Raw genomic sequence first — 23,513 nt, 5'->3', positions numbered from 1 at the left:
TTCTCTGCCTATGAACAAGGTGCCGTCAATCTTTGTTTTGACGTCCCATTTGACGAGTGTAATATTACCATCTGTAATTTCGATTCCCGTAATACAACGAGGATGGACACTACTCCCGTCATTAAAGTATGGAGGTTCACCTACTTGAGGAAACCTAGGTCTATGAGTATGACCAGCAATAAGCATATGCTTTTCCCGTGTTACCCACTCAATAAGTTGTTTTTCGACTGCGTCTTTTTTGTCATAATTCTTGGCGGTACTGGTAGGGTCATTGACGCCAAATGATTCAAGAGGTCGCCATAAATACCGAACTAGAAATCTACTTAACCTCCACATTTCATAATCTATAAAACTTACTTGATGCCCGTGGATCAAGAGGATTTTTTGGTTGGTCAGCTTATGCTTTAAAACTAGCCCCTCATGCACCTTTATATTCTCGAATAAAGGGAAATACTTTTTCTCCCGTTCATCAAAGTACTGATACATGTTGTTTTTCACGAATTCATGGTCTCTCTTTACCATATCATGGTTTCCAAAAATTGAATAAAGTCTACCTTCCTTGAAAAATTTTGAAAGAAGCCAAAAAGCATGGCTATGCACGTATATTACTTCAGAAAGTCTTTTATTTTTCCAAAGTTCATCGCCATCACCAATTTCTATATAGGTGTAATCTTCATTATAATAATGGGTTAACGCAGCAAAATATAGATTTTGATTCTTTGAGAAATCATCCGCCCAGCCTCCATCACCTCTATGGACGTCACTCATTAGAATAATTCTGGAGGAGTCGTCAAAGGGGATTTCTTCTGCTGATTCAAAAACTTTAGAAATACGTTTAAGATTATTCATTTTTTGCCTCCTCCAATAATTGAAAATCGGAAGATCTATTAACTTAATATATTTGAGTTAAAGAAGAAGGGTGAGTAGCAAACAGGGCAAATAAAAAAACAACCACTTAGGGTTGTTTTGAGGCTAGTAACGGCGATACCCCTTTTATTGTTTGCTCAAGGAGCCAAATGTGTACTAAGCTCAACATAATTCATGAAATGCAGGAAATACTGTTATGGTAAATATATTAGGGAGGTGTTTTATTTGAGCCATAAAGATGAAGATACAAGAGAAGCTTTAGCCAGTGAATTAGCACAACTTAAAGATAAGTATTCACGGTTGGAACAGGCTTATAATGCATTAAAAGACGATGCGGCTGGAAATAGCGGGAAAAGTCGTTAAGCGATTCCATTAAAAATATCAAAAGGAGAGCAGATAGGCTCTCCTTTTGGTATTTTAATTAACAAGCAAATTCAAGGAATAATGGTGAGTATTTAGTTAAGATATTCCAGAGGTTAAAGATAAAGCACAACATTTTTGTGGTTGTTAACCATTTGTACTCTTGAGCTCTTTAACAAGGGGATCCATTAAGAATTTAGTAAAAAATACCATATGCCTGTTTTATATGCATTTGGCATGATATAATGGGACAAGGGGGTAATGTCTATGCGAAAGGTGCCCGTAGAGCACCTATTGCTTTACAGTTTCGAGCACTCCAGGAAGGTAACCCGGCTCAGAGGATTTTGTTGAATGTAACGGACACCCTGGGAAGTCCTAAGATTTCTGAGGGTATTTTTGTTGAAAAAACTCAAGATAGTTAGCGATCGTTTAACTATCTTTACATCGAGTAACTGTTCAGATGTAGGGAAAGTAATAGAAAAATACTCTTACTGTATATACTATAAAAAACTACCTATTGTCGCTTGATATTAAACAGAAAGTTAAGGGAATCATATGAATGACTTAAAGTTTAAAGCCTTTGCAGTGACAAATGAAATCGATCTTAATAAGATCGCTGTAGAATGCAAGATCAGGAAAAAGTATACCTGGGAGGAGCCTCTTCTTCTTCAAGATGAGGTGCTTGGAATAATTATTGGCGAGGAACCCGGGAAGGATGAAAAAATCCTAGTTTTTTCTTTTGGGAGTATAGTTTTTATTAACTCGAACAAACAGCATACTGAAACATTGATGCGCTATCTGAAAGCAATAAAGCCCGATATCGATATCGGACGTTATGACAGGTTTCAGGAAGATTATGTACTTCATCCGGTTGAAGGTGAAGAAATTGATTTTACGGATCGCTATGTTCAGATTCCAAATATGGAGTTGTTTTACCCTGAATTAATATCCATCGTGATTGCCAAGTCTGTAGCACTTGAAAGGATAGAAGAGCAGCTGAGCAAGATTCTTGATGATCTTGAAAGCAAAATTGATAGACTGGAGAAGGGTAAACTGAATATCGGGAACAAAGAACTTGCCAAGACAACTTCAAGGATTGTCAGGCATGAATACAATACCATTGCGTATATCATGATTCTTGATAAACCCGACATAACCTGGACTAACAGTGATGCAGCAGATTTTTACGAAAAGATGTCAGAGTTTTTTGAGCTAAATGACCGGTACGAGGTGATAAAAAGCAAGACTGAAATCCTGAAAAGTATCATTGATGGGTTTGCTACCATAAGCCATTCCATACGCGGATTGTTTGTTGAATGGGTGATTGTTCTGCTGATCGTTATTGAAGTAGTGCTTATGGTGCTTGAATTAATCAGGTAAAGACAGGTGTAATATGGAAAGAATAATCCTTAATACCTATAAAGTTGCAACTAGACTGCCTCTCGTGCGGATAGCCACATTTATTAATCTTAGGAAGGACGTAGGCTGGAAGGAATATATTAAATTTAACGGGACGGAAGTTGAAAAGATCCTAAAATATACTTCAGCAAACAAGGCAGTGTACTTATATAAATATGGGTGTATTACCTTCTTAAACTTCAATCAAGACGAAATCTCTATTTTTCTAGAGTATTTGGGGACGCTGTTCATTGACTTAGATTATAAATTGCTTTCTAAATTTAATGAGACCCATGAGATGATCCTCTCGAGCGACGTCCATGTAAACTTATGGGAAGGAGACGAGGGAATATTTGATTATCACCAACAAGTGGATGATATAGCTGCCGCAGTTTTAGCAAAGTCTACCGAGCTTTATAAGATTGAAACCGAGCTTTCCGAGGTTTTAGATGAGGCGGGAAATTTTATAAGTCAACTTAATAAGGGATTTCTATGGGCAAATACTAAAAAGGTGTCTTCAACCCTTGCCAAAAGCATCCGGTTTAAATACAGGAGCATTGAAAGCGTAAGGCTTCTTGATAGACCCTCAGAGTTTAGCAGAACCCTTGAATTAAGACAAATATTTGACAAGATGAGTGAGTATTTTGAGCTTAATGAAAGATATGCGGTTTTATCAAATCAGTGGAAAATTGTGGACTCAATAACGGGAGAATATTTAAGCTTTGGAACTAAACAATCAGAGAGGAGACTTCTGCTCTTTGAAATATTGCTTCTTGCTAGCTTTCCGCTTCTACACATCCTGTCGTAATAACCTGGAGTTAGGGATATACATTCATAATCAATTTTGAGGTAAAACGAGTTGTATCTAAGATCTTAACTCTTGGTACAGTGCCGGAGTATGAAAAACATTATTATTAGCGCAAGTCGATTAATAGATATTCCTGCTTTTTACTCGCAGTGGATCTCAATATAAAAAGCGTGTCTTTAAAGGTTGAATTCCACTGCATTGTGACATTTAACTACATATAATTTAGCACCTGTTACTGTCTCTGTCACTTCTGAATGTTCCATATACCCTCCGCATAGAACGTCACCTGAGTCGCTAATGCAACAATTATTATCACAACATCTATGGCATGGTATTATGCCTTCACTACCATAAGATACTCCCATAATTAAATTAATTTTCTCGTATAGTTCACTAATTTCATAAGATTTTCTTTCTAACATATTGCGTACCTCCCATTTCTTTACAATTTAATTGAACAGTTTCCAGTCAGGTCAGCAGTACGTCTACGAATTTCCTTTGTTCAGTCTTACTACTATAGTATAGAACAGAGTTAAGTAATTAGTACCTAATATTACAAAGTCTCAATATTCAGAGTAGTCTATTAACATAATTGGTATAACTGTGGTTTCCCACTCGAGTTCTTAAAGCCACTGGTAGTATCAGAGTTCAGACATAACTTCCAACAAGTTGGATGGGTTGCCTTGCCTATCAATAAAACCTATTATGACAATTTGGATATGCTATAGACTTGGGTTTCACATAATGGTACACTTTTAGTGAGAAAGCGAAATCGTTGAACTATCCAGCCGATAAAATGTTTGTTGTGACTAGTGAAAATATTCACGTATTTTAAGGTGGGAATTGGTTTATTCCTTATCCCGTGAGCGGTATGTTAACTAGTTGCTGTTGGAGAAAGGGGAGGGTGAATTATGATAGAAGCCAAGAAGAAGTTCTTCTTCCGTAATGAAGGCTTATTCGAAGTCGGAGATCGCGTAGAGACTTGTAATCACTGTACTGGAATAGTTGTACGTGTTGATCGTGATGAAATGGGTGTCTTTATTGTTGTAAGGTTAGATGTTATGCTTGGTGAATTTGCATACAACCCCAGAGAACTGGAAAAACTCCAATAATAAATTACATTCAATTTAAGTATTGGGTTAGGAACCTTACTATTTAGTAAGGTTCTTTAATTTAGAATCGAAACGGGGCTAAGTGGGGAAGCACATTTTCCAGTGCAATCCTTAGTTTGCCCTTACCTATGGCCGATTCAGCTGTGATAAACGGTTTATTTAAAACCTCCCTGACCCTCTCCATCACTAGGGTCGCCAATTTGGCCCATCCGACGAAAGTTAATACCAAGACAAAAGCAATGATTGATTGTCGTTTGTCTAAGGCCAGGAAAAAGTCCATTTTGAGGAGGATAATGCTAAAAATCAAAGCAGGTATAGCGCTGAATATTACGTTAAATTGACTGAGCATTGTCGTGGCCCCATTGACCATCTTATTTCAAGGAATAACTATGAATTTGCTTTTAATAACCCAAGAATTGAGTGAGAGTTAAGATTTACTAAATTGTGTCCTTACTCTGTTTAAGGGTATGTCTTCCTTTGTCAATTTGCTTACGGATATTTAGACAAATGTCAATAAAAGTACTCTTATCGAGTTCAGTTGATTTAGCAGGTAATAAATACGTTGGCAACGCTTTATCATTCTTCAGATCAAAAATAAAGATTTTATTTTGATCTGAAACATATCGAAACTCTATTTTGTTATTCACAAATACCAATGAAACCGACATAGTTCTACCTTCTTTCCTAATTATAATTTATTATATATCTTTTGGAGGACATTTGAAATGTCATAATTTCCAGAAAGTGCAATATTGTATCAAGATTTTACCTGGTAGTTTTCAAAAAGAAAACCCGGGATAAACCCGGGTGTAAGGTGCTGGTATATCTTAGTAATGATAGCGGAAGGATTAGTGTTATAACAAATTGAAAGACAGGATAGTATACTGCAGAACTCTAATTTTCTTATGTACAGCGCCACTAATACTAATAGTTTCCTTATCGGTAGTCAATTAACTTAGTGGGTATAATAATGGCGAAGGGCACTACTTTTTAGAGTTTAACTGATTGGCTAGTGAAACAAAAGGGGGAGTAATAGTGTATACTCTGACTGAACGACAACAGCAAGAAGTGCTTGAATCTTTTCAGCAGGTTGTGGACAAGCGAGATTCTCGCTACATCAGCGAGGAGTTGTATAATCATTTAAACTTGAATTGCAATTTCTTATCCCATTTCAGTTTGCAGGGATTCCGGGACGCTTATAGCGATGACCACTTGCCAGAGTTTCTAGATCATTTCGCTCGACATTCCGAGGATAGTCAGTGGCAGGAAGCCCCGGAAATAAGTCGCCAATTTTTTGATTTAAACCGGGCATTAGTCGACTATGTAAATCCTAAAAGCCCTGATATGGTTCAGTAATGTAGTGTGTTTATTGATAGGGTCAAGAAAACCATAAGATAGGATGTAGAAAATGAGCGGGACAAAACCAAGGTTTGGAACTGAAAAACTAGCAAGATTAAAGAAGGTTTTACTGCATAACCCTATCGAATCGCTCTCAACCATCAATCAATCAAACTACAAGTATCATTTATTTAATTATGTTCCAAAGGTTGATCAGTATTTAAGGGAGCATGAGCAGTATGCTCAGTTGTTAAAAGCAAACAATGTTGAGGTGCTGTTCGTTAGAAATTTTGCCCACCAGACTAAGGATTTGTTAGCCAAACTTCCGAATCTACCTTATCTTCATGACACAGCCGTCATCACGAGTAAAGGGGCTATTTTATCCGAAATGTGTCCAGGAACCCGGGCGGGGGAGGAAAAGGTCGTTAAGGAAGTTCTCACAAATATCGGCATACCTATCCTTCATGAATTTGAAACCCAGGAAGAGTTTGAAGGCTGCTTAATTCTGTCTCCTACTACGCTAATTATTGTGGATACTGAACGGCATAAACCCAGTACAATCGAAGGTTTTTTTGCTAAAGCCTTAGATAGTTTCGAGGAAGTGATATATATCAAGGCACCACAGGCGCGACGGTTCATGCATGCAGATATGATTTTCAACAGGATCAGTGAAGATTTAGCCCTGTATTTTCCTCCGGCCTTGCTCAGAACTTATTTGGTTCGCAGAGAGAAGCGGATTGAAATTGACCTAAAGGCTTTCTTAGGCAAGAGAAATATAGAACTCATGGAGATCAATGATGAAGAGCAGCAGAATTGGGGTTGTAGCTTTGTTCCACTGGAGCCCAAGATTCTTATTCACTACGATATCGCCCTCAACGATCAGACTAAAAAGAAATTGAAGCAACGTGGCGTCCAGATCATTGAATTTCATCCCGATGCCCTATTGGCCGGTGGTGGGAGTCTTCGTTGCCTGACTCTAAGGCTTTGGCGGGCCTGAGTATAAGAAATTCCAAGGTATTGAAAATTGGCTACTATTAGCTCAAACTTGGTCTGAAGAGTTATATTACAGCTGAGTAAGTAACAAGCACAAGAAAAGGGCTTTCTCTTCCTAGAAATCTAATTTCTATTGAAGAGGAAGCTCTTTATACATAGTATTTCGCATACGTGTGTTGCCGAAGATAAAGTTAATTAAAATAAAAAAACGCTTATTTTGTAACCTTTTACCATCTTTATTTACTCTCTATATAGAGTAAACAAAGATGGTAAAGGGGGAGGGTTGGTATTTAGTCCAAAAGGTTAAGGCTAGATTTTAACGGCTTATATGAAATATTGAAGTGAGAGGGTGTCACAAAGGTCATTGGGCATGAACACGATCTCTGAGCCATGCCGAAAAACTTGATCACCCGAAACATATGATTTGCTCTTAGAGCGAATAAAACCAACCGGATTAACTACCACGAGATGTTGTAAATTTTGCACATATCACAAATGATTTAGCGCAAGGCATACTTTTGTCTATGCTGGAAAAAGAGGTATTTAATGGATTGTGGTAGAATAGTGAATTTAAGAGCAAAAAGTGGGAAAGAGATTTTTTCAGTGAAAGATAAGAAAAAGGAGCTGAGATGTTGTCAAAGCTAAGGAACTGGATACTTCTATTTATTGCTATGTTTATGCTTCTATCATCTGTAGGTCTATCGACAAAGGCTGTTTTGGCTGCTCCAGAGGATGAAGATCAAAACCCTTCCATCATAATTAAAGCAAAGGGGACCTATGGAAACTACACAAAACAAGGTGTTTGGCTTCCTCTTCAAGTTGAAGTGACGAACCAGGGAGCGGATCTTCAAGGAGATTTGAGAGTTACGCCTAATGAAAATAACCTGGAATTTAACACCATGGACTATGTTAGCAGTGCAGTCATTCCTCAGGGATCGACGAAGGGCTTTAATTTTTATATACCTGTTCAGGGTTTGACGAGTGTGAACATTGAGTTAGTAAGTGGGGATCAAGTCCTCGCTAAGCAGACCGTCAAATTTGCGTTTCTGAGTAATAATGAATTGATTATTGGTTTGCTAGATCGTTCTGAGGAAGGGTTAGCCCCTCTGAATGGGCTAAAGCAAGCGAGTTGGTTGGGCCCGGTTGTAACGACGATCAAAAATGAAGATCTGCCGGAGAAGGCAGATCTGCTGGGTTTCTTTAATGTGCTGCTTTTTAATGATGTTAATTTGAAACTTAGTAAGGAACAGTCCACTGCCTTAACCCACTGGGTGAGTCGGGGCGGTACCTTAGTCGTGGGGGGAGGTTCAGGTTGGCAAAAGGTGCTCCCGAATTTGCCACAGGAATTGCAAGCAGTCACGGTTTCTGGAGTTGAAACTCTTACCCTGAGTGCTCTCCCAAGTAGCTTAAGTAAACCGATCAGTGAAGCTATATCAGGTCCCGTACGTATAGCTAAGCTCCAAAGTTCTAAAGGTAAGCCTCTTTTTTCGGAACAAGGACGACCTTTAGCTATCAAGTATCCATTCGGGGAAGGCGAGGTTTTATACCTGGCTTTTGATCCTGCTCTAGAGCCTATGTCCAACTGGACAGGGAGCGAGGTCCTTTGGAAGGATCTTGTATTCGCTGAGAAGCCTGAGTTTGGGAATGGCCTAGTACCTGGTCAGTTGGGGGGGCCTTTTTTCAAAGGGCAATTCAATAATGCATACGGCATGGCCAATGCTTTGGGGAATATTGAGGACATGGCTCTTCCCTCCCTGAGGACGATGGCCTGGATGATCGGCCCGTATCTTTTATTAGCAGGCCTTCTCAACTATCTGGTCCTGAAGAAATTGGACAGACGGGAATGGACTTGGCTTACTGTACCCGCCTTGTCAGTAATTTTCGTGCTCTTGATTTATTTCACATCCTTTAAAACCCGCCCTGCGGAAATCATTGCTCACCAGATCAATGTCGTTGAGATGATGCCAGGAACTTCTCTGGCGAAAGTTACAGCGGTTACAGGCTTATTTGCCCCAACCCATGCAACCTATCATCTGGAATTACCAGGTAAACATCTCGTCAGCGCTTTGCCCAATCTCGATGGAGGAATGAGAATTGATCCTCGGACAAATCAGAGACCCAACGCAACGCTCCGTGTAGAACAAACACCTGGACAAACGAATATAGATTTCCTTCAAATGCGTTCCTGGGTTATGAGAGGGTTTTCAGCGGTTGAAGATGCTTCCCTTACCGGGTCCATCAGCGGGGAAATCTCGTTCAAAGACAATAAGTGGCTGGCAACGATCACAAATGGTACTCAGTATAATTTTACGGACGGTGTAATAGTCTCTTCCCCCAATTGGTTTACGAAGATCGCTGCGCTCAACGCAGGGGAGAAGACTGAGACGGAAATTAACCTAAATACGAACAATAATCTGAACAATGGTGCCCCTATAGCTTATCAAATCTATAATCCTCAGGTGAATTGGCAAGGGTCAGGACCCCCGCCACGACCTCAAGCCAGAGACATGATGCGGCAACAAATTTTCGAAAGTCAACTAGGCAATGGGTGGGACCCTGGGTCTGAGAGCAAATTACTGTTTTTTGGTTGGTCAGCAGAACCTCTCCAAGGGGGACTGAGCATTGAGGATAATAAGGTGAAGAAGTACTATACTACCTTGTTTCAAGTTCCCTTGCACTTAAAATTTGACCCTGAACGTCTTGAAGTACCAGAGGGCTTCATTTCAGGGACGTTATTAAGTTCTCAAAATGTAGGGTTTGGCCCTGGAAGTATTATGATGCAAGCTAATTCAGAAGCGGTTTACCAAATGCAACTCCCCGAGGGTAAATTTAGTGAAATGCAGTTGAACATTCATAAGAGAAATGGCGCCTCTTTTTCTGCAGCGGTAAAGGGGTACCTTTATAACTGGAAAACAGCTGCTTGGGACGATATTAATATGACCTCAGATAACACAGTGATCAAAGATCCTACAAACTATTTCAACAGTGGCCGCTTGGTTCGCTTCAAAATATCGAATCAGCCCGAATTACAATCACAATCACAATCACAATCACAGTTCAACCAACCACAACAGTTTCAAGACCAAGAATTTTTTGGAGTAAATATCTCTCTTAGTAGTAAGGGGGGGGCATTGTAAGTGATTAGGGTTGAAGGTTTGAGAAAGATCTATGGCAAGATGGAAGCCCTTAAAGGAATAAGTTTAGAAATTGAACAGGGCAGTATTTTTGGTTTTGTGGGACCGAATGGAGCCGGTAAGACGACAACTATGAAAATTCTGGCGACCCTGATGGTTCCGACAGAGGGTAAAGCCTATATTGATGGGGTGGATGTGACCAAACATCCCAAGAAGGTTCGTAGTCTAATGGGTTATATGCCTGACTTTTTTGGGGTGTATGAGCGGATTAAAGTGACTGAGTATCTGGATTTTTATGCCTCCTGCTACGGGATCTCCAGGGGGAAACGAAGGAGTATCATCGCGGATCTTTTAGAGCTGACGGATCTCAATTTCAAAGCGGATGCTTATGTTGATTCGTTGTCCCGTGGCATGAAGCAAAGGTTGTGTTTGGCCCGGAGTTTGGTTCATGACCCAAAAGTGCTTCTCCTAGATGAGCCTGCCTCAGGTTTGGATCCCAGGGCCAGGGTAGAGATGCGGGAATTGCTACGGGAACTCAAGAATATGGGTAAGAGTATTATTATTTCGTCCCATATTTTGCCGGAACTGGCGGAGCTGTGTACTGAAGTAGGGATTATTGAGGGGGGAGAGTTGGTTGCCGTTGGGAGTATGGATAGTATCACTGCCCAACTTCAGCAGGAACGATTGATCCAAGTTAAGGTTCAGGACAATATCAGCGCGGCTAGGGCCATGATGGAAGAAAATCCCTGGGTAGCGGCCGTGAATGAGACCGCAGATGGAGTTTTACAGGTTCGTTTTTCAGGCAATCCAGAGGAGCAACAAAAGCTATTACGTGCTTTGGTTCTTGCTGAACTCCCCGTTCTTTCCTTTGCGGAATCCTCAAATAGTTTAGAAGATCTGTTTATGCAGATTACTAAGGGGGCAGCACGATGATCTTAAATCCAGTGTTAGCTAAAGAATTGCGAGATAGAGTGCGTACCTGGCGGTCGCCGCTTTTAATAAGCATCTATTTAATGGCCTTAGCCGGAATTGGGGGTTTCGCTTATTATCTCCAAACCCGCTATAGTTATGGCGGCACTCAGGCTTTACGCTTGGGAATGACGATTTTTGCGATCCTTGTGATTGTACAGCTCATTCTGATTGCTTTTTTAACCCCAGGAATGACAGCCTCGATTATCAGTGGGGAAAAGGAGAGACAGACTTGGCCACTTTTGCTGGTGACCCGACTTTCCCCCTTCTCCATTGTGTCAGGTAAACTTTTATCCGCAATTAGTTATATGGTATTACTGATCTTAGTTTCCATGCCGATTTACAGCACGATTTTTCTTTTTGGGGCAGTGGCTATGGGTGACTTACTGGTCGTTGTTCTGATTTCCCTGGTTACGACAGTGACTATTGCTAGTATCGGCCTGCTTTGCTCAGCCCTATTTAAACGGACGATTACGGCAATAGTGATTAGCTATCTGCTGACCTTCTTTCTGTTTGGGGGTACTTTAATCTCAGCCGCAGTAGTCCAGAGTTTGACTATGGAAAAATGGGCGAGGTTAAACCAGCCGCCGCCTACCCCTTTTATCGTAAATTTCAATCCTATAGTGGCGTTAGGTTCTGTCTTACCGACAGGGATGGAATTAATACCTTATGTACGACCGATGAATGTCCAATTTACGGGGATAACGTCAACGACGTTTATTGATGGTAAACCGGTGCCCCAACCAATACCAGTTAAGCCTAGGCCTGTCTGGCAAGTGAATCTAATGTTAGATGCTTTGATCATCTTGGTTTCCTTAGGGCTAACGGTTTGGCTAATTCGTCCCCTGCGGGCTGGCAACAAGAAAGGGGGTTAGGCGTGGAATCGAAAAAAGGGCTAACCTTAATTAAGGCCTTAAAGCCCGTTTTAAGGCATATTACTCGGCAGCATTATACTAAGTGGCTCCTTAGAGGACTGACAATGGCTGCTGGGGCTGCTTTGTCGGTGTTTATTGTCGCCCGGATTTTCCCCCTCTATGCCAGTAGCTCCTGGGCGGTTGGCCTTAGCTTGTTAGTTTTTGCTTCAGTTATGCTAAGGGCGTATATGTTGCGTCCTGGTTTGTGGGAAACTGCTCTAACCTTAGACCGGGCAGGGCTTAAAGAACGGATGACGACGGCCTGGCAATTGCAGGATTCCTCAGACCTTTTAGCCCAGCGTCAACGTCAAGATGCGTTAGAGCATTTAAAGGGGGTGGCGTATAAAAAGGCAATCCCTTGGCCGAGACTGAACCAACCATTGGGAATCCTCACAGCTCTGCTGGTGGCTGTTCTTGCTTTGTCTTTTTGGCCGAATCGGATGGATGAGATCGCTCTAGCCAACCATCAAGCGAAAGAGGAACTGATCGCCACACAAAGTATGGTTAATGAAGTTGAAGAGCTATTAAAGAATGATCCCAAACTATCGGCTGATTTAAAGAGACAGCTTTCCGATCAATTAACCAAGTTACAACAGGAACTTAAAAAAGCGAAATCTTTAGAAGCAGGGGTCGAAGCTCTAGCTAAAACCCAAAAGGAAATGACCAAGAGGCTAAGTCAGGCTGAAGAAAAGCAAATCCTAGATAAATTGGCCTTTAGGTTACAGCAAAGTCCTACGACTAAAGAAGCTGGAGCCGCTTTGCAAAAGCGGGATGCCCCAGATTTTCGGCAACAGGCGGAAGAACTAGAAAAGAAGATGAAAGAAATGGATCCGGCAGAAAGAGAGAAGCTCTCGAAGTTTTTTGAGGAGATCGCTAAGTCTCTGGAAAAAGCGGGTAACCCTAATCTAGCCGCTGATCTAAACAAGCTGAGCCAGGCAATCGGTTCCTCTGGACAAGCAGGCGCTGAGGAGATGGCTGATTTGTCAGAGCAACTAGCTGAGCAACTTGCCTCGGAGGAAGCTGCAGCCCGTTTAGCAGGGGATTTGACAAAAGGACTGAGTAGCGCAAAGGGGAAAATCTTGGCAGCGGCCAATCGTTCAGGAAAGGGAACCGCTCCTGCTGGAGCTGGGGCTAACAATGGGGGAAATGATGGAAGTCAAAGTGGAAGCGGGAGCGATAAGGGGAGTGGAGTAGGTTCTGGAGCAGGAACTGGCTCGGGGACAGGAACCGGAGCAGGAACAGACTCTGGGACAGGATCAGGGACAGGGACAGGCTCGGGCTCGGGGACAGGAAGCGGTAGTGGAGCAAGTGGGAGTTCCGCGGGAAGCGGTGGAGCTGGTGGAGGCTCAGGAGGCGGCAGTGGCAGTGGTGGCGGGAAAAGTGGCAATGATGCGGGGAGCGGATCGAGCAACCAGACAAGCGGAATGAAGGGGAAAACTCAGGTTGGGGGTCCCAGTTCCAGCGGTTTAAGTGGGACTCAAGACAGTCGTGAAGGGCACTGGGATCAAGTGTATGTTCCGAATGGTAGGATTGAGAATGGGGGAGTAGAAAGCCGGGTTAGTGGTTCGGCAGGTAGTGGTTCAGGAGATTCAACGCTGGTTGATTCAGCTGGCGGACTTGCTCAGGGCGGAATGTTGCTACCCTATTCGGAGGTGTATACTCAATACGAGGCCGATGCACGAGAAAGTATGGACAAAGAGTATGTACCAGATAATTTGAAGGCTTTGGTTAGGAATTATTTTTTGGATTTGTCAGGGGAGTAATAACAAATGTATGGAGGGATAAATTTGCCGTCAGATATCGGAGAAGCGCAATTGGCTGAAATTGTAGATAAAGTCCGAGGGATCGAAAGGGAAGTCGCTAAGGTAATGGTCGGCCAGCAGGATGCCATTAGGCAGGTCTTATTATGTCTAATTTCTGGAGGACACGTTTTACTGGAAGGTGTCCCTGGCTTAGGCAAGACGCTTTTGGTCAGGTCCCTGAGCCAGGTCTTAGGGTTGAAATTTGCACGGATTCAGTTCACCCCGGATTTAATGCCTGCTGATATCGTGGGTACGAACATTATGACAGATACGGGAGATGGACGAAGCTTTCAATTTCAACCGGGATCAATTTTTGCTAATTTAGTCTTAGCTGATGAGATTAACAGGGCAACTCCAAAAACTCAGAGTGCATTACTTGAGGCCATGCAGGAACGAACGGTCTCAGTCGGTGGGGTTACAAGGGCGTTACCGAATCCTTTTTTTGTGTTAGCAACTCAGAACCCATTGGAGATGGAAGGGACGTATCCATTGCCAGAAGCTCAGCTGGATCGCTTTCTTTTTAAAGTCATGGTTGCCTTTCCCTCGGCCGAGGATTTAAAGAAGATTTTGACCATGACGACGACGGAACAAAGCGTTGAGCCGGAAAACGTGGTTAACGATGAAGGACTGGCCCGGCTTATTAAAGTAGCTAAACATATTCCGGTGGCGGATCATGTTGCAGATTATATCGTAAGGCTTATACTCGCCACCCATCCTGAACAGCCGGGGGCGGTTGAGAGAATTAAAAAATATGTTCGTTATGGAGCCAGTCCCCGAGGTGCTCAAGCGATCTTAACGACTGCGCGGATTAGGGCCTTATTGGACGGAAGATTTAATGTCGCTTTTGAGGATGTTTTTGCAGTCGCTTTGCCGGCGTTGAGACACCGCATGTTCATTAACTTTGAAGGGGAAGCAGAAGGAGTTACAACTGATAAGTTAGTTCAAGAATTACTTGAATCTGTGCCAAGATAATCGAGGCAGGAAGTTCGAGGCACAAGGCACGATTTACGAGGTGCGAGAGTTCAGGAACGACATCGAACTTCGATTCGAGGTAACACTGGGGAAGCAGTCTAGGGCTGTGGCGTAAAGTACGATGAATAAAATATGAAATAAGTATGAAATTCATAACCGAGGTTAATGTTGCAAAGTCGTGGTTCGAACATCGAATATCGAACATCGAACATCGAACATCGAGTAGGGGGTGAACATTCTGACAGAACTACTCTTTGAAAAGGAATTTCTAAAAAAGCTCGAGAACATGGCGTTTCTCTTAAAAAAGGCTCGGGCTGGACGGTATAGTGGACTGCATCGTTCAACCCGCAAAGGACAGTCCGTAGAATTTGCCGATTATCGAGCATATGTTGCTGGGGATGATTTTCGCCAAGTGGATTGGCATGCTTATGCTCGCTTGGATAAATTATTTATTAAATTATTTATGGAAGAGAATGATCTAAGTGTTCATCTCTTACTGGATACCAGCGGTTCTATGGCCTTGGAGGGAAGCTCAAAGTATCAACTAGCCAAACAATTGGCGGGAGCTTTGGGTTATTTAGCCTTGGTTAATATGGAACAAGTGGGTGTGATCCCCTTAAACTCAGGAACGAATCGCTGTCTGCCACTTCAACGAGGAAGAAACGCGATCAGCAGGCTTTGGGTATTCTTGTCCCAATTGGAAGCAGGAGGAGAAACAGACTTAAATGTGGGTTTGCGTCAAAGTGGTAAATACATTAAAAGGCCGGGCCTTACCATTGTGCTCTCGGATATGTTAAGTTCGTCTGGTTTTGAAGAGGGGCTTAAATACTTGCAACATTTAGGGCAGCAAGTTGTCGTTCTGCATATTCTGGCACCTGAGGAAAGAAATCCTCAGTTAATGGGGAATTTCCGCTTGGTTGATTGTGAAACAGGGTTGGAAAAAGAAGTGAGTATCACGCCGATCCTCCTTAAGACCTATAAGGAACACTTAGAAGTATTTTTGCATAGTATCAAAGAATTTTGTCTCAGCAGAGAGATTACTTACCATACTGTAGGGTCAGATGACAATTTGGAAGATATACTTTTGCGGTCGTTACGCGGGGCTGAAGTTCTCGTATAGACTGGATTTTTGAGAAAAGAGTTGGTGTGATGCAGTTCCTCTCGCCTTTGGCGTTGGTCTTTTTACTGACGATTCCTGTTATCATTCTATTTTATTTATTAAAGCAAAAGAAACAACAGCAAATGGTGAGTAGTACATTACTCTGGCAAAAGGCTTTAGCGGATACTATTTCGCAAACTCCTTGGCAGAAACTACGCCGCAACCTGCTTTTATTCATACAGCTTCTGCTGGCTTTGCTCTTGGTCTTGGCTTTAACTCGCCCCTTTTTGGAGCGTGATCAACAGGCCGGTGCTAGTTTCATTCTCCTTGTGGACACCTCGGCAAGTATGTTGACCAAGGAGGAGGGGGGAACCCGGATGGACTTGGCCAAAGCCGAGGCTGAAAAACTGATTAAGGCGCAGAGTAGCGGAACCAAGTTTACGTTAATTGGCGTAGGTCCGGTTCCGGAAATACTGTCTAATCAAAGTGATCAGCACGAAGTTTTGGACGCATTACAGGGCATGCAGCCGGGTTATCAGGAAGCCAATCTTGATAATACACTGTCGTTGGTTTCTGCACTTCTAGAAAAAGGAACCATGGCTCCGGTGATTTTTTATAGTGACGGAGGAGTTAGTTCGCCAGAAGGGCCTGTGGGAGTGAAGGAATTCCAATATCGGCGGATTGGTACCCGGGAGGATAATCTGGCGATTGGAGCTTTTTCCTGGCGTGAAGGTCAATCTGATATGGAGGGCAGTGTTATTAAATGAAAAATCGGTTAATCATTTTTGTATTAGTTCTAATCACATTGACATTTCCAATACGGAATACCGCTGCTTCTTCACTACCCATAAGTCCTAGAGAAGCAGAAGAGTGGGGACTACAGGCAGTAGAAGCCCCAAAAGTTTGGTCAATGGGGATTACTGGCAAAGGTATCAATGTTGCTGTCGTTGATACTGGCGTGAATGCTAGTATCGGTGATCTCAAGGGGAATTTAATCCTTGGTTATAATGCTCTCACCAAAGGGACAAGCTTTGTTGATACCGTTGATGACAATGGACACGGAACACAAGTTGCAAGCCTTATTGCAGGAAACGGTCAGGGACTTGGACTTTTCGGAGTCGCACCTGAAGCAAAGATTTTACCAGTAAAGGTGTTTGATAGTTCTGGTAATGGCGAAGTTCAAAGTGTACAGTCTGGGATCCGCTGGGCGGCAGATCACGGAGCAAAAATTATCAATTTAAGTATGGGTAGTTCGACATTAGATGCTCCGCTTCAAGAGGCAGTTAAATATGCTCAAGCTAAAGACTGTCTTATCGTAGCCGCGGCTGGCAATCACTTATATACAGAAGAGCCTAATATTTTATATCCTGCATCTTTACCTGGAGTCGTAGCCGTTGGGGCAATGACTAAAAATTATAAAATAGCCTCTTTTTCAAAGACTGGATCAAATCTCGATTTTATCGCTCCAGGAACGGATATTTTAACAGATGTCGTTGGAATTTCCGGTGTAAACAAACTTATTTTAGACGAAGGTACATCTATGGCAGCCCCGTTTGTGTCTGGAGTGGCGGCTCTGATCTGGAGTGCTCACCCTGACTGGTCCGCACAGCAAGTTGCATCTAATATTAAACAATCCGCTCAGAGACTCGACGTATCCGGGCGTTCTTCACAATTCGGATTTGGGTTACCCAATGCTTATAGAGCTGTAAAAATTGCAGATCTACAAACCCTGACTGACCCTGAAATAATTGACTTTGCTGGCGCTCTTATTAAAGATACTTCAAGCGGAGCCTCTTTATTGGTTTCTCCTTTGACTTGGAACAGTACCGGTAGTGTAAACTTACAACCTGCTGATGTTCCCGCTCCGTTTCCATCTGGAATTATCCCTGGCTCAGAAATGGTGCGTGTTTCCTGGGAGACATCGGAAATACCCCATAAAATCCTTTCTTTGTCTATCCCAGTAACGGAACACTCAACACTGGCTAACTATCTTTTTCGGTGGAACGGTTCTCGATGGATACGCGTGGCGGGAGGAGTTACTGGAAGCATGCTTAAGGTCGGCATCTTTGAGCAAGGTATTTACCGGATCGGACAGATGCCTTTGACCACGTCTCTCCATTTAAATGGGGATGACCGGATCGCGACTGCTATTCAAGTAGCTGATTCCGCTTATCCCACGGGAGCTGACACAGTAATTTTAGCGCGAGCAGATGATTATTCGGATGCTTTAGCCGGTGTTCCTCTCGCTTATAAATACTCAGCGCCGATATTATTGACCTATCCTGATTCTTTGGATTCGAGAGTTATGGCAGCGATTCAGCATCTTTCCCCTAAATCTATCTATTTACTTGGTGGAACAGGAGCCATTTCTTCTGGGATTGAATTAGATTTATCTCAGATAAGCTCTGTCTATCGTTTAGCTGGAGCAAACCGATATGCTACAGCTGCTCAAATAGCACTAACTTTAGGAACAATAGGCAAGGCTGTTATAGTTAGTGGAGAGAATTTTCCAGATGCCTTATCAATTGCGTCTATTGCAGCCGAACGAGGAGAACCGATTCTGTTAACGGATAATGATGATTCAGTTCCTTTAGAAACCCTAAATGCTCTCAACACCTTATGGGTTACGGATACCCTTGTGGTTGGAGGGAGCGCAGTTGTTTCTAGTGCTGCCTTAGAACAATTGCCCGGGCCAGTACGTTTAGCGGGTGTTGACCGATACGCTACAAACCAAATGGTGATTGACGCTTTCCCATCGGCTGGAAAATTAATTACTGTTGCTTCCGGCGAAGATTTTCCTGATGCCCTGACAGGTAGCGTTTTGGCCACAGTCAATAATTCGATTCTCTATTTAATAAACACGGGAACATCTATGCCTTCAGGTGCAATTATGATTGGTCGGGATCCAGGCGCCGATCGGAACGAGTAAAACATTCAGTACTATTTATCAAATAATCAATAAAGATGACTGATAATCGCGAAAACCTATTATAATTTCAAGATATATGATTATATAAGAGTTGGGAAAATAGTTAAATAATAGGAAAGGAGTTAATTATATTCAAATTATTAAAATTATGTAAATTAAGAAGTGTGTATGAATGAAATCTAAATTATTTAAAAAGCTCTTGAGTATGTTTCTTGTAGGTATTTTTATTTTAGCTACCGGCATCCCGGCAAGCGCCCAGGTAAAGACAGAAACAACCCCAAATAAAGCCGAAGTTGTTTATACGGATGAAAATAATGGCAATCAAGTAGTAGCAGGTACTAAAGATAATGGTGAGAAAGTATATGTAATAGTAGCTAAAGGACAAAAAATTAACGATCTTTCCGATGAAACAAAACTTAAGGATCTAGCTAGTAAAAGTGTTAATAAGGAAGTAATCGGAGAAAGATGGTATTTAGCATTTGCTGATGATTTAGAACAAGCTAAAGACATAGCTAAAAAAGATGCGTCACCCCCCAAAAATACTATAAGAAATTATTCTGTCCAAGCATCTTATTTCTGGGGACACGGAAGTTATGTTGAGAGTTATTGGGACTCTTCAACTGGATGGGGTAAACATGTTAAACTTGTTCCAGTTGACCGTACATTTGTACAAGATACAGGACTTGCTGTATGTGCATTACTTGGGGCTGCTCTTGTTGCTACTGGCGTTATGACTGCTTTTGCAGCTGCTGTTGTTTGTGGCGGTATTGCATATACAATAGTTTACAGACTTTGGTCAGAAGGAAATTCCGATGGTTCTTTTGATTTCTATTCACCTGATTCTCTAAGAAATGATCATAATCCAGTCTATAATGGAGATTATCTTGGTCGATTTAAAACAGGTATGGGGAATTGGCTTGACATCTATTGGCCTGGAATTTGGTATTCTATTTAGATGAATATTTCGGTGTGGCAGAGCCATCAATACGCTCTGGACCGAGCCACTGTCACTCTGAAAATGATCCACATGTTGCTGATTAAAACACTTTGTTAAATAGCAGTTAACAGTCAACCCCGTCAACCCCATAGTATAACTTCACATGGGGCCTGAGGATGCTACCCTAAAAAGGGGATGGGGCTTACCCAAGAGGAATACATCATAGGAGCCTCATCCCTCGACCCATTGAAGCATCCGAAGTAGGGTCCCATGTCAAGTCTGCCCCAGACTCAGCTTGCGTGAGGGTGGCTCAACCTTAACCTATTGATGGCTCTAACAGAGCATATTATTCAATTTAGATGTATATTTTAAAAAATTTGGAGTGAAAAAATGCGTATTTTTATTAAAATACTACCTCTTTTTATTTTACCAATTTTGATTTTTATTTCAGAAACAGTATTTAAAGAATATCTTCTTAACATAGTTTCAACACCCAACGACATGTATCTTATTATTTTAATAGCTATTGCTTCTTACATGATAGGTTTAGGAGTAGCTTATTTATGTTTAAAAGTAGATAAAAAATTCTAAAGAAGTTTAATTAACGCAGTTTTGATCCCAACTTCGATTCAATCGTGTAGGAGGCCATCCATTATTTGGTTGGCCGACCTCCCATACCACCTGCGTAACTTTCAGTACGTAGCGGTTCCTCAGTTCACGTTTGTAACTTGTCGATAATACTCTGAAAAGAACTGGAATCTAGGTACCTTAATAACATTGTCCGTTAGGGATTTATATATGAAAGAGCTATTGGATGTTCTCCATTACTCTTTCTTGTGGGGGTGTCGCCAACATTTCCGAAAAACCCATGCTAAGATAATATGTGGAATAAAATTATGAATTTTAACCACGTTAAGCCGTTATTATCCATAAATATGTACCTAAAACGGTTACATGCCAGCATTCTGATATGTTGTTATTGGGAGAAGTTTTGATACTTAAAAATAGCAAAAATCCATTGTTCTAAAGCTTTTATATTAAGGAACCAAAAACGATCATTTTTGACAATAAGCCGAACTTTCCCTTTAGCGTTGGTAAAGTCGACTTATTGTTACCATATAATGTCTTAGCGAGGGTTTCACGTCATTTGGTTGGCCCTACCCCTTTATAGCTTAAATTGTATTCAATGATAACTTGATAAACATCTGATCCTAAAGATGTAAGCATAATTCGTCTTAAACGGTTTCAGTTGGAAGATACCGTGGAATAGCTAAATTAAATGGAATCAAAGTATGAACTTGATCTAGAGTAACCTCTTTTTCAATATTAGGGCCTAAATTTTCAACCTTCAGCATACTCGTGCCGTTAGCTTGTTGATAGGTATCAGTTTTATTTTGTGTGGTTTTATAACCAAATATTGTTCATTCACTAAGTTGATTAGTTCCCCAAAATCTTTACCTCGATTGGCAATAGCACTTATCTAAAACACCTATAAATTGTTTAATACTTACGTTAAAGCCCGCACAAAATCATCCAAAATGATATTTTCTATGCCCCCTGTCGCCAAACTATAAAGTTAATATGGCAATTGATTAAATTAAATAATACTGCCCCCTTACCTGATTCGGAAGCGAAAGGAAGGTTATAACGATGTTAAATAAAAATTCTATAAAAACGGTCAAAAGCCCACGAATTAATCGGCAATCAGCTCACTTACTTTTTCAAAAATGGAAAAGTGAAAGTTGAAGGGACTTACGAAAACGAGCTAATGATAGGTGAATGGAAGCCCTATCAGGAAACGGGTTAGTTGTGGCAAGTTGGAAATTTTGAGAATGGCAAGAAAAATGGAATTTGGATAAGGTACGATAAGAATAACCAATTGGAATATAAAAAAGAATTTGAACCCTAATAATCGTGTTCATTGGTCAACAGTACATAATTAAATAAGGCTAGATGCATCTATATGCATCTAGCCTTATTTCTACAGAAACTGAAAATTTATGCTGGAAAAGAAGGTATTTATTGGATTCTGGGAGAATAGTGAATTTAGGGGGCAAAAAGGTGGAAAGAGAATTTTTTATTAAAGGATTACGAGGAGCTGAGATGTTGTCAAAACTAAGGAACTGGATACTTCTAATCGTAGCTGTGTTTGTACTTCTATCGTCTGTGGGTATCGGCAAAAGCTGTTTTGGCTGCTCCAGAGGATGAAGATCAAAATCCAGCCATCATAATTAAAGCAAAGGGGATCTACGGAAACTACACAAAACAAGGTGTATGGCTTCCTCTTCAAGTTGAAGTGACGAACCAGGGAACGGACCTTCAAGGAGAGTTGAGAGTTACGCCGAATGAAAATAACCTTGAACTTAACACCATGGACTATGTTAGCAGTGCAGTTCTTCCTCAGGGATCGACGAAGGGCTTCAATTATTATATTCCCGGTGCTTTCACTAGTGTGCTGATTGAGTTGGTTAGTGGGGATAAAGTCCTTGCTAAGCAGACTGTCAAATTTGCTATTCCGAGTAACAATGAGCTGATCATTGGTTTGCTAGATCGTTCGGAGGAAGGATTAAACTCTTTGAATGGGCTAAAGCAAGCAAGTTGGATGGGACCCATTTTAGCGACAGTTAAAAATGAAAATCTGCCGGAGAAGGCGGAGCAGCTTAATTTTTTTGATGTGCTGCTTATTAATGATGTTAATTTGAAACTTACAAAGGAACAATCAACTGCCTTAACTCACTGGGTGAGTCGGGGAGGGACCTTAGTAGTGGGCGGAGTTTCAGGCTGGCATAAGGTGCTCCCGAATATGCCGCCGGAACTTCAGGAAGTCACGGTTTCCGGAGTTGATACTATTACGCTGAGTGCTCTCCCATGTAACTTAAGTGAACCGATCAGTGAAGCTATATCGGGTCCCGTACGTATAGCTAATCTCCAAAGTTCGAAAGGTAAGCCGCTTTTTTCTGAACAAGGAAAACCTCTAGGCATAAAGTATTCGTTGGGGGAAGGCGAGGTTTTATACCTGGCTTTTGATCCTGCTATAGAACCTATGTCCAACTGGACAGGGAGCAAGGTCCTGTGGATGGACCTCTTGGTCGATAAGAAGTATGATTTTGCGAATAGCTCAGGAGCTGTTCAGTTGGGCGGTACTTTGTTCAAAGGGCAATCCGATAATTCATACGGCATGGCGAATGCCTTGGGGAATATTGAGGACAAGGCTCTTCCTTCCCTGCAGACTATGGCCTGGATGATCGGGCCTTATCTTTTATTAGCGGGTCTGTTCAACTATTTACTCCTTAAGAAATTGGACAAACGGGAATTGACTTGGATCATCGTACCTGCCTTGTCAATTTTATTTGTTCTCTTGATTTATTTCACATCGTTTAAAACCCGCCCAGCGGAAATAATTGCTCACCAGATTAATGTTGTTGAGATGATGTCAGGAAATTCTTTGGCTAAAATTACAGCGGTTACAGGCATATTTGCCCCAACCCATGCCAGGTATCATCTTGAATTGCCAGGCAACCATCTCGTCAGGGCTTTGCCCAACCTCGATGGAGGAAAGAGAGTTGACACTGGGACAAATCAAAGACCAAACGCTATGATCCGTGTCGAACAAACCCCTGGAAAAACGAATTTAGACTTCTTTCAAATGCGTTCATGGGTTATGAGAGGGTTTTCTTCGGTTTGAAGATGCTTCCGTAACCAGGTCCATCAGCGGGGAAATCTCTTTCAAAGACAATAAGTGGCTGGCAACGATCACAAATGGTACTCAGTACAATTTTACAGACGGTGTGATCGTCTCTTCCCCTAATTGGTTTATGAAAATCGGTGCACTCAACGCAGGGGAGAAAATTCAGACGGAAATTAATTTTAACACGAAAAGT

General features: G+C 41.7%; 20 protein-coding genes. 17 read left to right on the top strand and 3 right to left on the bottom strand.

Annotation, left to right across the window (positions count from 1 at the left end; all coding sequences use genetic code 11):
• On the bottom strand, window positions 1-849 hold an 849-nt coding region (locus JL57_RS19920), incomplete at its 3' end, for a metallophosphoesterase (protein ID WP_034143719.1).
• A gap of 243 nt (window positions 850-1,092) precedes the next feature.
• Here JL57_RS19920 and JL57_RS34960 point away from each other — a divergent pair.
• From JL57_RS34960 to JL57_RS19910, 3 genes are all read left to right on the top strand, one after another.
• On the top strand, window positions 1,093-1,230 hold the full coding sequence (locus tag JL57_RS34960) for a hypothetical protein (protein ID WP_291300321.1): 138 nt from the start codon (window positions 1,093-1,095) through the stop codon (window positions 1,228-1,230).
• Window positions 1,231-1,782: 552 nt separating this feature from the next.
• Complete coding sequence (locus JL57_RS19915; protein ID WP_034143718.1) at window positions 1,783-2,607, top strand: RMD1 family protein; 825 nt, start codon at window positions 1,783-1,785, stop codon at window positions 2,605-2,607.
• A 13-nt stretch (window positions 2,608-2,620) separates the two neighbouring features.
• A complete protein-coding gene (locus JL57_RS19910; RefSeq protein ID WP_034143717.1) occupies window positions 2,621-3,433 on the top strand; it encodes an RMD1 family protein in 813 nt (270 codons plus the stop codon).
• Between the two features lie 176 nt (window positions 3,434-3,609).
• On the opposite strand, the gene JL57_RS19905 is transcribed toward JL57_RS19910, so the two are convergent.
• Entirely contained in the window at window positions 3,610-3,855 is a 246-nt protein-coding gene (locus JL57_RS19905) for a hypothetical protein (protein WP_034143716.1), read from the bottom strand.
• Between the two features lie 489 nt (window positions 3,856-4,344).
• Between JL57_RS19905 and JL57_RS19900 the strand changes: the two genes are divergently transcribed.
• On the top strand, window positions 4,345-4,545 hold the full coding sequence (locus JL57_RS19900; protein WP_034143715.1) for a hypothetical protein: 201 nt from the start codon (window positions 4,345-4,347) through the stop codon (window positions 4,543-4,545).
• 61 nt (window positions 4,546-4,606) lie between these two features.
• On the opposite strand, the gene JL57_RS19895 is transcribed toward JL57_RS19900, so the two are convergent.
• On the bottom strand, window positions 4,607-4,894 hold the full coding sequence (locus tag JL57_RS19895) for an ABC transporter permease subunit (protein ID WP_034143714.1): 288 nt from the start codon (window positions 4,892-4,894) through the stop codon (window positions 4,607-4,609).
• 686 nt (window positions 4,895-5,580) lie between these two features.
• Between JL57_RS19895 and JL57_RS19885 the strand changes: the two genes are divergently transcribed.
• From JL57_RS19885 to JL57_RS19825, 13 genes are all read left to right on the top strand, one after another.
• Window positions 5,581-5,901 (top strand): hypothetical protein, encoded by a 321-nt coding sequence (locus tag JL57_RS19885; RefSeq protein WP_034143712.1) that lies wholly within the window; start codon window positions 5,581-5,583, stop codon window positions 5,899-5,901.
• Between the two features lie 52 nt (window positions 5,902-5,953).
• The gene (locus JL57_RS19880) at window positions 5,954-6,880 is read left to right on the top strand and encodes an arginine deiminase family protein (protein WP_034143711.1); all 927 of its coding nucleotides are present in this window, start codon (window positions 5,954-5,956) and stop codon (window positions 6,878-6,880) included.
• 625 nt (window positions 6,881-7,505) lie between these two features.
• Window positions 7,506-10,013 (top strand): hypothetical protein, encoded by a 2,508-nt coding sequence (locus tag JL57_RS19875; RefSeq protein WP_291300320.1) that lies wholly within the window; start codon window positions 7,506-7,508, stop codon window positions 10,011-10,013.
• Window positions 10,014-10,943 (top strand): ABC transporter ATP-binding protein, encoded by a 930-nt coding sequence (locus tag JL57_RS19870; protein ID WP_034143709.1) that lies wholly within the window; start codon window positions 10,014-10,016, stop codon window positions 10,941-10,943.
• The gene (locus JL57_RS34955) at window positions 10,940-11,854 is read left to right on the top strand and encodes an ABC transporter permease (protein WP_291300319.1); all 915 of its coding nucleotides are present in this window, start codon (window positions 10,940-10,942) and stop codon (window positions 11,852-11,854) included. Before JL57_RS19870 ends, JL57_RS34955 begins: the two co-directional genes overlap by 4 nt.
• 2 nt (window positions 11,855-11,856) lie before the next feature.
• Window positions 11,857-13,656 (top strand): hypothetical protein, encoded by a 1,800-nt coding sequence (locus JL57_RS34950; RefSeq protein WP_291300318.1) that lies wholly within the window; start codon window positions 11,857-11,859, stop codon window positions 13,654-13,656.
• 24 nt (window positions 13,657-13,680) lie between these two features.
• Window positions 13,681-14,667: a MoxR family ATPase gene (locus JL57_RS19855; protein WP_291300317.1), complete on the top strand. Its 987-nt coding sequence runs from the start codon at window positions 13,681-13,683 to the stop codon at window positions 14,665-14,667.
• Window positions 14,668-14,896: 229 nt separating this feature from the next.
• A complete protein-coding gene (locus JL57_RS19850) occupies window positions 14,897-15,787 on the top strand; it encodes a DUF58 domain-containing protein (RefSeq protein WP_045691000.1) in 891 nt (296 codons plus the stop codon).
• A 29-nt stretch (window positions 15,788-15,816) separates the two neighbouring features.
• Window positions 15,817-16,533 carry a BatA and WFA domain-containing protein gene (locus tag JL57_RS19845; protein WP_291300316.1) on the top strand — a complete coding sequence of 239 codons (717 nt, stop codon included), beginning with the start codon at window positions 15,817-15,819 and terminating at the stop codon, window positions 16,531-16,533.
• Window positions 16,530-18,695 (top strand): S8 family serine peptidase, encoded by a 2,166-nt coding sequence (locus JL57_RS19840; RefSeq protein WP_291300315.1) that lies wholly within the window; start codon window positions 16,530-16,532, stop codon window positions 18,693-18,695. Before JL57_RS19845 ends, JL57_RS19840 begins: the two co-directional genes overlap by 4 nt.
• Before the next feature lie 172 nt (window positions 18,696-18,867).
• A complete protein-coding gene (locus JL57_RS19835) occupies window positions 18,868-19,650 on the top strand; it encodes a hypothetical protein (protein WP_034143708.1) in 783 nt (260 codons plus the stop codon).
• Window positions 19,651-20,022: 372 nt separating this feature from the next.
• Window positions 20,023-20,223, top strand: coding sequence for a hypothetical protein (locus tag JL57_RS19830; RefSeq protein WP_034143707.1), 201 nt, complete (start codon window positions 20,023-20,025; stop codon window positions 20,221-20,223).
• A gap of 1,558 nt (window positions 20,224-21,781) precedes the next feature.
• Window positions 21,782-23,317: a hypothetical protein gene (locus JL57_RS19825; RefSeq protein ID WP_034143706.1), complete on the top strand. Its 1,536-nt coding sequence runs from the start codon at window positions 21,782-21,784 to the stop codon at window positions 23,315-23,317.
• Window positions 23,318-23,513: the final 196 nt, after the last annotated feature.

It is taken from the genome of Desulfosporosinus sp. BICA1-9, assembly GCF_000802135.1.
Note: the sequence above shows the minus strand (reverse complement) of the source record. Positions and strands in the feature narration are given on the sequence as shown.